The organism is Bacillus paramycoides (genome assembly GCF_001884235.1).
Taxonomy (GTDB): domain Bacteria; phylum Bacillota; class Bacilli; order Bacillales; family Bacillaceae_G; genus Bacillus_A; species Bacillus_A paramycoides.
The window spans coordinates 150868-166605 of record NZ_MAOI01000101.1 but is presented as its reverse complement, the minus strand read 5'-3'; the positions used below and the strand labels follow the sequence as shown (position 1 = coordinate 166605).

At 34.3% G+C, this 15738-nt stretch carries 16 protein-coding genes and 1 pseudogene; 14 read left to right on the top strand and 3 right to left on the bottom strand.

What is annotated here, in order from left to right; genetic code table 11:
• Positions 1–150 precede the first annotated feature (150 nt).
• The 3 genes from pbpC (at position 151) to BAU28_RS21825 (ending at position 3844) form a co-directional block, all read left to right on the top strand.
• A complete protein-coding gene (gene pbpC / locus BAU28_RS21835; protein WP_071719955.1) occupies positions 151–2136 on the top strand; it encodes a penicillin-binding protein 3 in 1986 nt (661 codons plus the stop codon).
• Positions 2137–2376: 240 nt separating this feature from the next.
• The gene (locus BAU28_RS21830) at positions 2377–3012 is read left to right on the top strand and encodes an FMN-dependent NADH-azoreductase (protein WP_071719954.1); all 636 of its coding nucleotides are present in this window, start codon (positions 2377–2379) and stop codon (positions 3010–3012) included.
• 112 nt (positions 3013–3124) lie between these two features.
• Complete coding sequence (locus tag BAU28_RS21825) at positions 3125–3844, top strand: lysophospholipid acyltransferase family protein (protein ID WP_071719953.1); 720 nt, start codon at positions 3125–3127, stop codon at positions 3842–3844.
• Between the two features lie 38 nt (positions 3845–3882).
• Here BAU28_RS21825 and trhA read toward each other — a convergent pair whose 3' ends face one another.
• Entirely contained in the window at positions 3883–4539 is a 657-nt protein-coding gene (gene trhA, locus BAU28_RS21820) for a PAQR family membrane homeostasis protein TrhA (protein ID WP_002171767.1), read from the bottom strand.
• A 213-nt stretch (positions 4540–4752) separates the two neighbouring features.
• Here trhA and BAU28_RS21815 point away from each other — a divergent pair, with 213 nt between their 5' ends.
• From BAU28_RS21815 to BAU28_RS21800, 4 genes are all read left to right on the top strand, one after another.
• On the top strand, positions 4753–4929 hold the full coding sequence (locus BAU28_RS21815; RefSeq protein ID WP_002141629.1) for a twin-arginine translocase TatA/TatE family subunit: 177 nt from the start codon (positions 4753–4755) through the stop codon (positions 4927–4929).
• A gap of 56 nt (positions 4930–4985) precedes the next feature.
• A complete protein-coding gene (tatC, locus tag BAU28_RS21810; RefSeq protein ID WP_033718922.1) occupies positions 4986–5729 on the top strand; it encodes a twin-arginine translocase subunit TatC in 744 nt (247 codons plus the stop codon).
• A 412-nt stretch (positions 5730–6141) separates the two neighbouring features.
• Positions 6142–6393: a DUF2535 family protein gene (locus tag BAU28_RS21805; protein WP_002171769.1), complete on the top strand. Its 252-nt coding sequence runs from the start codon at positions 6142–6144 to the stop codon at positions 6391–6393.
• 155 nt (positions 6394–6548) lie between these two features.
• Positions 6549–7391, top strand: a complete 843-nt coding sequence (locus tag BAU28_RS21800) for a DegV family protein (protein WP_071719952.1) — start codon at positions 6549–6551, stop codon at positions 7389–7391.
• A 183-nt stretch (positions 7392–7574) separates the two neighbouring features.
• On the opposite strand, the gene BAU28_RS21795 is transcribed toward BAU28_RS21800, so the two are convergent.
• Positions 7575–8549 carry an MBL fold metallo-hydrolase gene (locus BAU28_RS21795; RefSeq protein WP_071719951.1) on the bottom strand — a complete coding sequence of 325 codons (975 nt, stop codon included), beginning with the start codon at positions 8547–8549 and terminating at the stop codon, positions 7575–7577.
• A gap of 406 nt (positions 8550–8955) precedes the next feature.
• On the opposite strand from BAU28_RS21795, the gene BAU28_RS21790 reads away from it, so the two are divergent.
• Complete coding sequence (locus tag BAU28_RS21790; protein ID WP_002171772.1) at positions 8956–9543, top strand: SCO family protein; 588 nt, start codon at positions 8956–8958, stop codon at positions 9541–9543.
• Positions 9544–9578: 35 nt separating this feature from the next.
• On the opposite strand, the gene BAU28_RS21785 is transcribed toward BAU28_RS21790, so the two are convergent.
• Positions 9579–10043 (bottom strand): Hsp20/alpha crystallin family protein, encoded by a 465-nt coding sequence (locus tag BAU28_RS21785; protein WP_002171773.1) that lies wholly within the window; start codon positions 10041–10043, stop codon positions 9579–9581.
• Positions 10044–10260: 217 nt separating this feature from the next.
• On the opposite strand from BAU28_RS21785, the gene asnB reads away from it, so the two are divergent.
• The 6 genes and pseudogenes from asnB (at position 10261) to BAU28_RS21755 (ending at position 15706) form a co-directional block, all read left to right on the top strand.
• Complete coding sequence (asnB, locus tag BAU28_RS21780) at positions 10261–12162, top strand: asparagine synthase (glutamine-hydrolyzing) (protein ID WP_071719950.1); 1902 nt, start codon at positions 10261–10263, stop codon at positions 12160–12162.
• A 93-nt stretch (positions 12163–12255) separates the two neighbouring features.
• Complete coding sequence (locus BAU28_RS21775; RefSeq protein WP_071719949.1) at positions 12256–12633, top strand: GNAT family N-acetyltransferase; 378 nt, start codon at positions 12256–12258, stop codon at positions 12631–12633.
• A 27-nt stretch (positions 12634–12660) separates the two neighbouring features.
• The gene (locus tag BAU28_RS21770; protein ID WP_082182996.1) at positions 12661–12996 is read left to right on the top strand and encodes a hypothetical protein; all 336 of its coding nucleotides are present in this window, start codon (positions 12661–12663) and stop codon (positions 12994–12996) included.
• Positions 12997–13100: 104 nt separating this feature from the next.
• Positions 13101–13894: pseudogene (locus BAU28_RS21765) on the top strand (N-acetylmuramoyl-L-alanine amidase); the annotation flags it as partial.
• Positions 13895–14084: 190 nt separating this feature from the next.
• On the top strand, positions 14085–14960 hold the full coding sequence (gene dat / locus BAU28_RS21760) for a D-amino-acid transaminase (RefSeq protein ID WP_071719948.1): 876 nt from the start codon (positions 14085–14087) through the stop codon (positions 14958–14960).
• Positions 14961–15058: 98 nt separating this feature from the next.
• Positions 15059–15706 (top strand): nitroreductase family protein, encoded by a 648-nt coding sequence (locus BAU28_RS21755; RefSeq protein WP_071719947.1) that lies wholly within the window; start codon positions 15059–15061, stop codon positions 15704–15706.
• Positions 15707–15738 lie beyond the last annotated feature (32 nt).

Genomic DNA, 15738 nt, shown 5'->3' with positions numbered 1-15738 from the left:
GATTGATGTGAATATTCGCATCAATCTTTTTTATTTGTATTTATAAATGTAAGTTTATAGATGATATTCGATAGTGCTATAATGAAAGGTAGCACGTGAAAAATGCTAAAATTTTCAAAAGTATTAATATAGAAAGAGGAGGAGAATCGGTTGAGAAAAATATGGGGGACTCTTTTTCTTTGCTTAGCATTAATGCTAGTCGGATGCGGCAAAGAAGAAAAACCACAAGAAGCGTTTGATACATATGTAAAAGCATGGAATAAACAAAAATTTGCAGATATGTATGATCAATTATCAGAAAATGCAAAAAAAGATATTTCAAAGAAAGAGTTTACTGAGAAATATGAAAAGATTTATTCTGGTATCGAAGTAAAAGAATTAAAGGTAGAAACAGGGGAAGTAAAAGAAGATAAAAAAGATGAAGGCCCTGTTCCTTTTAAGGTAAGCATGGATACAGTTGGTGGTAAAATCACTTTTGGCCATGAAGCAAAAATGGTGAAAGAAAAAGATGGAGATAAAGAATCTTGGAAAATAGATTGGACTCCTGATTTTATATTCCCAGGCATGACAAAAGATAGTAAAGTGCGTATGCAGACAACACAGCCAAAACGTGGTGAAGTTTACGATCGTAATGGAAAAGGTCTTGCGACGAATGGTAAAGCTTCTGAAATCGGAATGATTCCAGAAAAATTAGGAGATGCTGCTCCACAAACGAAAGAAACAATAGCGAAGTTGTTAAATATGTCTGTAGAAGAAATTGATCAAAAACTAGCTGCTAAATGGGTAAAACCAAATTATCTTGTACCAATTGGGATATTGCCTGAAGGGGCAACGCAAAATACGTACATCGATTTACCAGGCGTTTCAACAAGACCGGTAAATGTTCGTACATATCCGTTAGGAGAAGCGGCAGCGCATTTAACTGGTTATATCGGAAAGGTAAATGCTGAAGATTTAAAAACGCTTCAAAAGAAAGGGTATCAAGCAGATGATCCAGTTGGTAAAGCTGGATTAGAACAAGTATTAGAAGAAAAGTTACGTGGTAAAAAAGGTGGCCGCGTCTTCATGGAAGATGCACAAGGTAAGGAAATTAAAAATTTAGCGAAAACAGATGCTGTTGATGGAGAAAATGTAACTTTAACTATTGATAGTGCTGTTCAAGAAAAAATTTATAATGAAATGAAAGGAGAGGCTGGTTCAAGTGCAGCAATTAATCCGAAAAGCGGAGAAACGATTGCACTTGTAAGTAGTCCAGCATATGATCCTAATTTAATTGCGCGAGGGACATCGAAAGCACAACGCGAAGCTTGGAATAATGATCCGAAAAAACCAATGACGAATCGATTTACACAATTATCGGTACCAGGTTCTGTATTTAAGCCAATTACAGGTGCAATTGGTCTTGAAACAAAAACGATTGATCCAAAAGAAGAATTGAAAATTGAAGGATTGCAATGGACAAAGGATTCTTCTTGGGGTAATTATTATGTAACACGTGTGAAAGATGCAAATCCGATTGATTTTGATAAGGCAATGAAATACTCGGATAATATTTACTTCGCACAAGAAGCTTTGAAAATCGGAAAAGATAAATTTATGAGTGAAGCGAAAAAATTTGGATTCGATGAGAAATTACCAATCGAATACGGATTCCCTGCTTCTAAAATCGCAAATGATGGCATTAAAAATGATATTCAAATGGCAGATACAGGATATGGACAAGGACAAGTCTTAATGACTCCTCTTCATTTAGCTTTAACGTATGCGCCAATTGTAAATGATGGAACGATTCCGTCACCGTATATTATTAAAACAGATAAACAACCAAAAGCTTGGAAAGAGAACGTGATTTCTAAAGGAAATCAAGATATATTAAAAACGGCTTTAACGAAAGTAATTAATGATCCAGATGGTACAGGGAAAATCGCGAAAATTGATGGTATGACTCTTGCTGGTAAAACAGGAACAGCAGAATTAAAGGTTTCAAAAGAGGCAGAAGGAAAAGAACTAGGTTGGTTCGCTGCGTTCGATTTAAATTCACCTGATATGGTCATTACAATGATGATTGAAGATGTAAAAGGTAGAGGTGGAAGTAATATTCCAGCTGAAAAAGTGAAACATGTTTTTCAAAAGTAAAATTTGATAAAAACTACCTCCATGAAATATGGAGGTAGTTTTTTTATTTGGTCAGAATCTTGATATTTATATACAAAAACAATATGAAGCAATATAACTTATTAACTTACGAAAAAAAAGTTGCTATTTTTAATTGACATTAGTTAAAACTTTTTGTATTATACTTACATAAGGTAAGTTATTTACTTTCGAATTATAAATCTCAAATTAAAGATAAAATAGAAAAAGGGAGAGAATACAATGACAAAAGTACTATTTATTACAGCAAATCCAAATTCAGCAGAAGGTTCTTTCGGTATGGCAGTAGGGGAAGCTTTCATCGAAGCATATAAAAACGAACATCCACAAGACGAAGTTGTAACAATTGATTTATTCAATACAACAGTACCAGCAATTGATGCAGACGTATTCGCTGCTTGGGGTAAATTTGCAGCAGGTGAAGGATTCGAAACTTTAAGCGAAGCTCAACAACAAAAGGTTGCAGCAATGAACAATAACTTAGAAACATTTATGCATGCAGATCGTTATGTATTCGTGACTCCAATGTGGAACTTCAGCTACCCACCAGTAGTGAAAGCATACTTAGATAACTTATCAATCGCAGGTAAAACATTTAAATATACTGAAAACGGTCCAATTGGCTTACTAGAAGGTAAAAAAGCACTTCACATTCAAGCTACAGGCGGCGTTTACTCTGAAGGAGCATACGCAGCAATGGACTTCGGTCGCAATCACTTAAATGCAGTATTAGGATTCATGGGTGTAGCTGACACTGAATATATTGCAGTTGAAGGAATGAATGCAAATCCTGAAAAAGCACAAGACATTAAAGAAGCAGCGATTGCAAATGCACGCGAATTAGCAAAACGTTTCTAATATAGAAAACTTCGATAATGTCCAAACACTTGCTGTTTGGACATTTTTTCTTCTTTTTCCTTCGTTTGTCTAGTATAATGAAGGTCGGAATGATAATAGGTGGGGGTTCTGTATGATTCAAACGTTTTTTAAAATCTTTTATTTAATTTTAATCGTAATTGCGATTACACCAAGATTGTGGCGTATTAAAAGAAAAGCAAATACGATGTCACCGCAAGAAAAAGATAGTGTTGTGTATAAAACAACAAACTGGTTTGGTAAGAAAATGGTACGTGTTGCTGGGGCGACTGTAGAAGTAAAGGGACTTGAAAATGTTCCGAAAGACAAGCCGGTACTTGTTGTAAGTAATCATCAAAGTAATATGGATATTCCTGTTTTACTAGGTTACTTAAATAAACCAATTGGATTCGTTTCTAAAGCGGAAATTAAAAAGTTTCCGGTTGTACCAACTTGGATGGAACTAATGAATTGTGTATTCATGGACCGTAGCGATCGTCGTCAATCTCTTAAAGCAATTAAAGATGGAATTGAGCTATTAAAGAACGGGCATTCTATCGTAATTTTTCCAGAGGGAACGAGAAGTAAGGGCGGCGAAATCGGTGAGTTTAAAGCAGGGAGTTTTCACCTTGCTGTAAAATCTGGCGTAGCTATCTTACCAGTAACTTTAGATGGTACATATAAGATGTTTGAGGCAAATGGAAACCGTATGAAACCAGCTCATGCGACATTAACAATTTCTAAGCCGATTACACCTGAAGAATATGCAAGTATGGATGTTAAAGAGTTAACAGAGCATACAAAAGATATAATTGCATCTCAATTACATAAGTAATAAAAAAAGTTTCAGCTTAAACAAGCTGAAACTTTTTTTTATGCTGCGGGTAAGACATAAAAGAGTACGCAGAAAAACATCATTGTACTACCACCTAATACGAAGAGATGCCAAATGGCATGATTGAACGGAAGCTTTTCCCAAAGGAAGAATATAGCTCCGACAGAATATAAAATACCGCCTATTAAAAGTAGTGAGAAGCCGTGACCAGTTAAATTTTCATAAAGGGGTTTAATGGCAACGATCATGAGCCAACCCATAATGATATAACATAATGTTGATGTTTTAATAAAGCGACGAACAAAGAAAATTTTGAAGATAATGCCACCAATCGCAAGGGTCCAAATAATTGCGAGTAACGTCCAACCGAGCGGGCCACGCAGTGTAATGAGTAGAAATGGTGTATACGTGCCGGCGATTAATAAATATATGGCGGAGTGATCTAAAATGGTAAATAACTTTTCTACTTTTGGATGATGAATACTATGTAACAGTGTAGAAAATAAGTACAGCAGGAACATGCTTACGCCATAAACGGTAAAGCCAACAACAGCAGATGCTGTACCATGTTTGGAAGCGTGAATAATTAATATGATTAAGGCAGGGATGCTTAAAATGGCACCGATACCATGGGTAACTGCATTAGCAATCTCTTCTTTTACAAATTGGGTCATTCTTGTGATTTTTTGTGTCATAATGTAAATCCCTTTCCTTGTAATGAGATAAGATATATTTTTCTTAACCATATCATATACAAAAGGATTAGAAAATGATATTTGTATAATTGATTATATTTTTGAATTTTTTTGACAAAAGATAGCGGATACATTGACGTTTACAAAATTTTTTGACAAAATGAACTTATGGAATAGTAGGACAAGGAATCTACTTATGAAGGGGATGGGGAAATGTTTTCAAATATTGGCTTTCCAGGGTTAATTTTAATTTTAGTAGCAGTGTTAATTTTATTCGGCCCTAAAAAGTTACCGGAAATTGGGAAAGCTTTAGGGGAAACGTTAAAAGAATTTAAAAAATCAACAAAAGAATTGACTGATGAGGCATTTCAAGAGAAGGAAAAGAAGTAAATAAAAGAATATGATGAAATTTTCTTGGAATGGACAAATAAAGTGTGGTGAACGAGATGGAAGATCGGGAAATGAGCGTAGTAGAACATATTGTTGAGCTTCGCAAACGAGTAATATATACAGTAATATCATTCGTATTATTTTTAATTATCGGATTTACTTTTACGAAGGATATTTATTTTTGGCTTGTAAAAGATTTACCAATGAAATTAACTGTTCTCGGTCCAAGTGATGTGTTATGGATTTTTTTCTCGATTGCTACAGTAGTTGCTATCGTTTGTACAATTCCTTTTGCAGCGATACAAATTTGGTTATTTGTAAAACCAGGTTTACATCCAAATGAACAAAAAATGACATTAATGTATATACCGGTATTGTCTATATTATTTATAGCAGGCCTATCTTTCGGTTATTTTATCGTCATGCCATTTCTATTTCATTTTTTAACGACAATTGGTAATGAAATGTTTAATACGATGTTTACTACAGAAAAGTATTTTCATTTTGTACTTAATTTAACAGTTCCGTTTGCTGTTATATTTGAATTACCTGTAGTTGTTATGTTTTTAACGAGCATAGGTCTTCTAACGGCAGAATTTCTTCAAAAAATAAGAAGATATGCTTATGTAGTGTTGATTATAATTGCATCGTGTATATCGCCGCCTGATTTTTTATCACATAGTTTAGTAGCGGTACCGCTTATTTGTATTTATGAAATTAGTATCGCTTTATCAAAGATTGTTAGTAAGCGAAAACAGAAAAAAGAAGAAGAAATACAGTCGAAAAGTGCCTCGTTATAAAGGCACTTTTTTATTTATTTCGATTGGTGTGGGCTGAAAATCAGTAGGGTATGGACAAAACCCCCATTGATTAAAGTTTCACTTTATTTGTTATACTCTAGCTATAATCGTATACAATATATAGAAGAAAAAAATTATAGAATCTCCAAAATTTAGACAAACTTTTCACTTTTATAAGTTTATACTGGAGTTATCTAGCTATTTACGGATAATAAGACTCCCGTCTCAAGGGATATATAGGACAGGGTCCGGATTAGGTGGAGATGAATGGAGCCTAAAGCTTCTAACCGTAGGGACTACGGGGTTCGCCTATAGATACTTTAGTATTCGTAGGAAACCTTCACTTTAAATAACGTGTCAAGGCGAAAAGTGGAGGAAGTTCAAAAATCCAACGAAAAAGAGGATTGATATTGTGATTACGAAAAGTTTTTATTTCACTCATTCAACAGGGAATTGTATTAAAATATTTGAAATCCCTGTCCTACAAGCACAACATCCATTAGCGTTTCTAATTCAGTCTCGTCTTCAGTTATTTATTGCGAAAATTCAAAAACATAAAAACCCAAGATTTTCGTACTCTTTCCGTGAATATTTACAAAGTTGTTTGAAGTGGAATGATTATTCAAATGTATATAAAACAAATACTCTTGAAAAGAATGCATAATACACAGCAGGGACAGAGTTAGGTAAGCTCTGTCTTTTTTTATTTTAGGTATAAAAATATAATTAATTTGGTGAAAATTGTTCGAAATTGTTGAAAGCAATGGGAATGCTAGTATAATAACAAGGAGAGCGTATTGGAAAGGGAAGAAGTATAATATGCAAAAAATTAAAATTGTAACAGATTCAACTGCAGATTTATCTCAAGAAGTGATTAAGAAGTATGATATTCATGTTTTACCATTATCTATTTCTGTAAATGGACAAACATACTTAGATCGCGTTGATTTACAACCAGATGAATTTATTGAGGAAATGGCGAAATCAGAAGAATTACCAAAAACATCACAACCAGCTATGGGTACATTTGTAGAAATGTATGAAAAGTTAGGAGAAGATGGAAGTGAAGTACTTTCCATCCATATGACAGGTGGAATGAGTGGTACTGTTTCAACAGCAAATAGTGCTGCATCAATGACAGATACTAAAGTAACAGTCGTTGATTCTCAGTTCATTAGCCATGCGTTAGCATATCAAGTAATTGAAGCTGCAAAAATGGCAAAAGAAGAGCGCTCGTTAGAAGATATTTTAAAACGTATTGATGAAGTGAGGAAGAATACTCGTTTATATGTAGTCGTAGATACATTAGAGAATTTAGTGAAAGGTGGACGTATCGGTAAAGGGAAAGCGTTTATCGGTTCTTTACTGAACATCAAACCGATTGCAAACCTTGAAGGTGGAGCATACAATCCAGTGACAAAAGTTCGTAGTCAAGGGCAAGTTGTTAAAACTTTAGCTAAATTATTTGAGCAAGATACTGCTGGGAAAGTTGTAAAAGCTGTTGCAATTCCACATGCAAAAGCACTTCCTTTAGCAGAAAGTGTAAAAGCAGTTGTTGAAAAAGTAAATGGATTCACTCAAACAGAGATTTTCTATACAACACCAGTCATTAGTACTCATACAGGACCAGGAGCAATTGGTTTTATGTATTTAGCAGAATAATAAAAAAAGCTACTTGAAATATATTTTCAAGTAGCTTTTTTATGTGTATATGAAATAAGAAATGAGAAGGGCAATACAGGCGCTTCCGCTAATGATATAGCGAGTCTGTAAATAATTTTTCATAGAAAACACCCTTTTCGATTTTCTATAGTATATGATAAATTATTCGAAAAAGTAGTTCTGTTATACATGAGAGGTTTCAGTAATTTTTTCTGGCTCTTTCTCTAGTATAGTAGGGCTATAAGTAAAAGTTTGGCCCAAAAAAAGAACATGTAGTTGTTCCCACGGTAGCATTCGTAAATTCCAGTTATTGCGAAGTCGTGTTACAGCCTCCCTTGGAGTTTCATCTGCTAGCGCAAAAGTACCGTAATGCATTGGAATAAAATGCGTAGCGTTTATATCTAAATAGGCTTGCACAGCTTCTTCCGGTGAAACATGGGATACTTTCATAAACCATTCTGGTTCATAGGCACCAATTGGCATGAGTGCAATATCAATTGAAAAACGTTTGCCGATTTCTTTAAAACCTTTGAAATAACCACTATCACCGCAAAAATAAATGGTTTCTGAAGTAATCTTATTATCGATAATCCATCCTCCCCAGTGAGAGGTATTTATATCAAATAATGATCTTCTGGTCCAGTGCTGGGCAGGTACGAAGTGAAAAGCGACTTCATCAATTGTTATACTGTCCCACCAGCTGTATTCTTTTACATTGGTGAATTTTTTACGAGTAAATAATTTTTTTAATCCAATTGGCACAAGGTATAAAACATCATTATTCAGTTGACGAAGAGATGAAAAGTCTAAATGGTCATAATGGCCGTGTGAAATAAGCACAATATCAATTTTAGGTAGTTCATCTAAAGCGAGACCTGGCTGTGTAAGTCTTGGAACTAGCTTTAATTTATTTGCCCATACTGGATCTGTTAAAATGTTTAAGCCGTTCGTTTGAATTAGAAAAGTAGAGTGACCGATCCATGTGACAGTCGTTTTTTTAAAGTTATTGTGCAGAAATTTACTTTGTTTAACAGGTGATTGTTCTACTAGAAAAGAAAAATCTTTTTTGTTTTGTTTTCTCTCTTTACGCCAGCGTAAGAAGGAGTGAATTGATTTTTTTGTACTCACATTATCCATATTTTCATAGCGCTTTGCCATGAACATCACCTCATTTAAAATCGTTGTAGTTGTATTGTACCGAAATGTTGTAAAGGAAAACAGTGTGTAAAATGGATTAATGTTTAAGGAATTGTAAAAAAATTGATAATTACCTTTACAAAATTTAACCCGATTGGTGAGGGCTAATAATCAGCGGAGGATGAAAAACCCCCACTGATTAAAGTTTCACTTTAAATTGGATTCTTGTTTGTAAATAAAGTATAGAGAAATAATAGTAGTTAAAAATAGAACTTTTGTCTAGTAATTCGCTTAATAATAAGAAGTAACATACGTAAAATCGTACGATTTCGTGAACAAATGAAGTAAACAATTTTCTCATAGTGTTTACTTAGGTTATGATATACATAACCTACATAAATTAAGGGAAGAGAAAAGAGGTTTAATAATGAAGCGTTATCAAAAGTTAATTGGTCTTATGGTTGTTTTTTGTCTTTTTGTACTAGCTGGATGCAGTGGCTCAGGATCGAAACTCCGTAAACCATTAAACTGGGATTTAGAAACTTTCCAATTCACAAACCAAGAAGGAAAGCAGTTTGGTACAAAAGATTTAAAAGGAAAAGTATGGGTTGCAGATTTCATGTTTACAAGCTGTCAAACAGTTTGCCCACCAATGACTGCTAATATGGCGAAATTACAGAAGATGGCGAAGGAAGAGAAGTTAGACGTTCAGTTTGTATCGTTTAGCGTAGATCCTGACCTAGATAAACCGGAAAATTTGAAAGCGTTCATTCAAAAGTTCACAGAAGATACAAGTAACTGGAACTTATTAACAGGATATTCTTTGGAGGATATTACAAAGTTTTCAAAAGATAATTTCCAATCGCTTGTAGATAAACCAGAGAATGGGCAAGTTATTCATGGAACATCATTTTTCTTAGTCGATCAAAATGGAAAAGTAATGAAAAAATATAGTGGTATTAGTAATACGCCATATGAAGATATTATACGTGATATGAAGCGATTAGTGGATTAAAAAGAAGGGTGCTTAGCACCCTTCTTTTTTGTCTTTTAGTCTATGGATAATATATCATGTTGTTGCGGAAGTTTCGGTGCACGAATTTCTAACACACCGTTTTGATAAGAAGCTTTCGCTGTTTTTTTATTAATTAAATATGGTAACTTAATAATTCTTGACGCTTCTGAACTGGAACGTTCTCGGCGATAATAGTTATGAGATGTTTGTTCTTCTGTCTCTTCAAGTATATCTTCTTTCACAGAGACTTTTAAGTATTCGCTTTGTATTTCAATTTGAATTTGTTCTTTTTGAATACCTGGTAGTTCGGCTGTAACGACGAGTTCGTCACCAACTTCGTATAAATCTACAGGGAATGTTAATAAACGGTTTCCTTTTTGGAAAAAATGATTTAAATCAGCAATTACATTACGAAGAGGTGTCTGTTCGAAAAAATCATCAATTTGCTTTAAATAATTACGAACCGGTGGGCGAGAAGAATCTTTTTTTTCTTCACTCATGGTATTACCTCCTAGAAATCAATTTGCAATATCATATGACAAAAGCGGAGAAAGGTGTGTGCCTAGTTTTCAAGTTTTCATAAAAAATTGTTAAAAATGTGAAATGGAGTGATTTTTTTATAGTTTTTGGTCGCCATATTCAGTTGATTATGCTAGTATAAATAAGGTTGATATAGTAGTATAGAGACAGAATGAAAACCGAAAGAGGGTAAGAAGTATGTGTGGTTTTGTAGGATGTTTATGTGAAAACCCTAGAGAGTTTTCAGAAACAGAAAAACATCAATTTGAAAATATGAACACGATGATTTTCCACCGTGGTCCAGATGACGAAGGATATTTTCGTGATGAACATGTACAATTTGGCTTCCGCCGTTTAAGTATCATTGACTTAGAGGCAGGACATCAGCCACTAACTTATGAAAATGATCGATATGTAATTATTTTTAATGGTGAAATTTATAACTATGTAGAATTACGTGAAATGTTACTTGAAAAAGGTGCAACTTTTGCAACACAATCTGATACAGAGGTTATCATTGCATTGTATGCACATATGAAAGAAAAATGTGTAGACTACCTTCGTGGTATGTTTGCATTTATGATTTGGGATCGTGAAGAAAAGAAACTTTTCGGTGCACGTGACCACTTTGGTATTAAACCTTTATACATCGCACAACAAGGTGATACTACATTCTTCGCATCTGAGAAGAAAAGTATTATGCATGTAATGGAAGATAAAGGGGTAAATCCAACTTCATTACAACATTACTTTACGTACCAATATGGTCCAGAGCCAGAAACATTAACAATTGATGTTAATAAAATTGAGCCTGGTCATTACTTCGTAAAAGAAATCGGAAAAGAGATGGAAATTCATCGCTACTGGAAACCTTATTTCAATGCTTCAAGTGCAACGAAAGAGGAGCATATCCAAGCGATTCGTGATGTATTATATGATTCTGTAAAAGTGCATATGCGTAGTGATGTACCAGTAGGTTCTTTCTTATCTGGTGGTATCGATTCATCGATTATTGCTTCTATCGCAAGAGAAATGAATCCAAATCTTTTAACGTTCTCTGTTGGCTTTGAGCAACGCGGTTTCAGTGAAGTTGATGTTGCGAAAGAAACTGCTGAGAAATTAGGAGTTAAAAACCATAACGTATTCATTTCAGCGCAAGAATTTATGGATGAGTTCCCAAAAATTATTTGGCATATGGATGATCCTTTAGCGGATCCAGCAGCTGTACCATTGTATTTCGTTGCTAAAGAAGCGCGTAAACATGTAACGGTTGTACTTTCGGGTGAAGGTGCGGACGAGCTGTTTGGCGGCTATAACATTTATCGCGAGCCAAACTCTTTAAAAATGTTCTCTTACATTCCTAGCCCAGGAAAGAGCGTTCTAAAGGCACTAAGTGGTGCCCTTAAAGAAGGATTTAAAGGGAAAAGCTTCTTAGAGCGTGGATGTACGTCAATTGAAGAGCGTTACTATGGAAATGCGAAAATCTTCCGTGAAGAAGAGAAAGCTGAATTAATGAAGTATTACGATGAAAGTGTTAACTATATGGATATCACGAAACCATTGTATAACGAAATTAAAGATTATGATGATGTAAGTAAAATGCAGTACATTGACATGTTCACATGGTTACGCGGCGATATTTTATTAAAAGCGGATAAAATGACGATGGCAAATTCATTAGAACTTCGTGTACCGTTCTTAGATAAAGAAGTATTTGATGTTGCATCTAAAATTCCGACAGAATTTAAAATTGCAAACGGAACAACGAAAGCTATTTTACGTGAAGCGGCACGTGGAATTGTTCCAGATCACGTATTAGATCGTAAAAAGCTTGGATTCCCAGTACCAATTCGTCACTGGTTAAAAGATGAAATGCACGATTGGGCTGTAAATATTATTAACGAAAGCAAAACTGAGCATTTAATCGACAAACAGTATGTATTAAACTTACTGGAAGCACATTGTACAGATAAAGGCGATTATAGCCGTAAAATTTGGACTGTACTTGCGTTTATGGTATGGCATCAAATTTATGTTGAGCATAAATACGATACGAATAAATTCCATGAAGAAACAAAACGTGCGTATAGCTTAGTTTAATTAGAAAAACCTTAAGATCGCATTTGGTCTTAAGGTTTTTTTCATAAATAGCACTTTTAATTGATACAATAATAGTAAAAGGATGTACAACATATGATTACGTTTGAGAAAGTAAATATAGAAAATGAAAGCGTTGTTAAAGAAATGTTTCGCTCGCACAGTTTAAGTGTGGAAAAGGTTCAGTACTGTGTAAAAGTTGATGATACATATATCGGTGTAATAGATTATAGTGTCCAAGAAGAGAGTGCTATTTTATCTCAGCTAATTATCCATTTTGATTATCAAGGTTATGGATATGGAACGAATACGTATTTTACATTTGAAGAAATGATGAAACATAGAAATGTGAAAGAGATAAAAGTATTACAAGAGAAATTAACAGAACGAGCTAAGTCTTTCATAGAGGGATCTGGTTTTATTGAGGAAAATGGAGTATATATAAAGCAAATGTATCGAATATTTATTACGTGATGAAATGAATAAAAGGCAGGTGAACGTATGACAATGACTTCTGGGCTTGTATTAGTTGGAGGGTGTTTTATAGTAGCGGAACTATGCCAGATGTTTATTCGAAAAAGAATGTATAAGAAGAGAAGACCGTATGAATTACAATTTATCCCCGTGTTTTTAATTTTGTTTTGTATGCTATTTGTATTACAAAACATAACTCATTTTCCACCTCTTTTGAACATCTTTTTGAAGTTTGGTTTGCTATATAGCGGCGTTGGGATAGTTCTTTTATTTATTTTATTTTGCATACGTTACATCCACTATCAATCGTACATATTCATTTTAAATTGGTTAAAGCAAAGCGATAAAAACCGCCTTACATAAGGCGGTTTTTATTTGTATTTGTAACGGAACTTGTACAAGTAACATAAAATAGGACGAGTAGAAATATAAGCTTATTACATTAAAGAAAGGAACGAAAAAGTTATATGAAGCTGGTTATAGATGCAGGGCACGGTGGATATGATTCGGGGGCTGTTGGTAATGGTTTAGTGGAAAAAGAGTTAACACTTCAAATTGCTAGACGTGTTCGAGATATTTTAACTGCAAATTACCCAATTACTATTAAAATGACACGTGATAGTGATGTGTTTATCTCTTTATCAGAACGTGCTAATATTGCTAATTCCTATGGCGCAGACTATTTTATCTCATTTCATATTAATAGTGGTGGTGGCACTGGTTTTGAAAGTTATATACACAATGCGTTATCTAATAGTAGTTCGGCATATGCCAAGCAACAAAAAATTCATGCGGCAGTTAATCCTGTATTAACAAAATACGGCCTTCGTGATCGAGGAGCCAAAAAAGTAAATTATGCAGTACTTAGAGAGACTGCAATGGATGCAGTATTAACAGAAACTGCTTTTATTGATACAACGTTTGATGCGAATTTATTGAAAAATCCACAATTTATTGAAGATTTAAGTCAAGCATATGCAAACGGAATAGCAGCTGCTTTGGGAGTAGCTCCAAATCCGAATCCTCCAAATCCGAATCCTCCAAATCCACAACCCCAAACCCACAGCCGACACCACAAACGAAGGGGATTGCTTATATCCTTGGGAAAAATGTAAATTTAAGAAGTGGTTCATCAACGTCTTCTTCAGTTATTCGTCAACTAAATTCGCCAGAATCTTATGTCGTATATTAGGAAAGTAACGGATGGTTAGATTTAGGGAATGGACAATGGGTGTATAATGACCCATCATATATTAAATATAATCAATATTGAAAGTGAAATTGAGTAATCATCCATCTTATTAGTGAGATGATAAGATGGAGGGTTTTGTATGTAGTATGGTCCGGAATAACAATTCCTTTTTTATTTAATTAAATACAGAAAATTCCTTCTTTTGATTGCGTATAAGTTGTACAATAAAACCAATCATGGAATAAAGGAGTGGGAATGAATGAAAGCTACTCATAAAGATTGGATTTTGTTTAACGGGAGAATTGTAAATACGAAGGAAGAACAGCCAATGGTTGCGTTAGAAGAGCGAGGGCTCCAATTTGGTGATGGGATATATGAGGTATTCAGGCTATACGATGGGAAGCCTCATTTATTAGACTTACATTTGGAACGCTTTTTTAAATCTATGAAGGAAATTAAAATTGTTCCACCTTTTACAAAGGAAGAGCTAGTCGAGGAACTTCATCAAATGATTGAAAAAAATCAATTTCAAGAGGATGGGAATGTGTACCTTCAAATATCACGAGGGGCTCAAGTGCGAAATCATGTGTATGAACAAGATCTACAACCGACATATTTTGCGAATATCGTTTCGTTTCCAAGACCAATTGCTACAATGGAAACAGGAATAAAAGTAACGGTGGAAGAGGATATACGGTGGAAGTTTTGTCATATAAAATCTTTAAACCTTCTTCCTAATATTATGATTAAAAATAAAATAAACGAGCAAGGGTATCAAGAAGCGATATTAGTACGTGATGGAATTGTAACAGAAGGGTGTCATTCGAATTTCTTTATGGTGAAAAATAATAAGTTAATTACACATCCGGCTGATAATTTCATTCTACATGGTATTACTCGTTACTATGTTATTACATTAGCGAAAGTTTTACATATTGAAGTAGAAGAGCGTGAATTCTCATTACAAGAAGTATACGAGGCTGACGAATGCTTCTTTACAGCGACACCTCTTGAGATATTCCCGGTTGTTCAAATTGGTGATGAGCAGTTTGGAAGTGGAGAGAGAGGTAATATTACAAAAAAATTACAAGCAGCTTATGAAGAAAGCATTGTCTCTTTTAAAGTAACAAATTAAGTATTAGGAAAAGAAGCTGGTATTCTTCCAGCTTTTTTTCATGATATAATTCAAGTGTAGGACAAGTTTTGAAAACGCTGTAAAAGGGGATTTAATATATGAATTATGAAGATTTTAAGGAAGTAATTCACGGAAGACGTAGTGTTAGAAAGTTTACAGAACAAGAAGTAGCTATTAGTGATATAAAAGAAATTATTGATTGTGCTAGATATGCACCAAGTGATACTAACTCGCAGACGTGGGAGTTCTTGGTCATCATGAATCGAGATAAAATTAAAGAGATTGAACAAATGACATGGGATTCGTTACATAAACTTGCGGCAAAAGCGACAGAAAATGGAGAAGAAAAAGCAGGTAAATTATTAACACGTTCATTTGGACCTTATGCAACTGCCTTTTCTGAAGCGCCAGTATTAATCGTATGCTTGGCAACACCATACGAGTCAAAGTTTCGTGAAAAGATATTTGATCCAATTGCTTTCGTTCCTGATTCAGTGTGGGAAGAGGAAGGGATTAAGAGTAGCTGTCTAGCAGCACAAAATTTAATGTTGGCTGCACATGCGAGGGGACTTGGTACTTGTCCAATGACAGGACCTGTATTATTAGCTCAAGATGGACTGCGACAATATTTACAAATTGAGCCTGAAAAACAAATTAATATGGTAATTTCACTTGGTTATCCGAAAGATAAGCCGAAGAAACTTTCGCGAAAAGAAGTAGATGCGATTACAACATTTATTTTTTAAATGCTACGTAGAAAAGACATTGAAAGAACAAT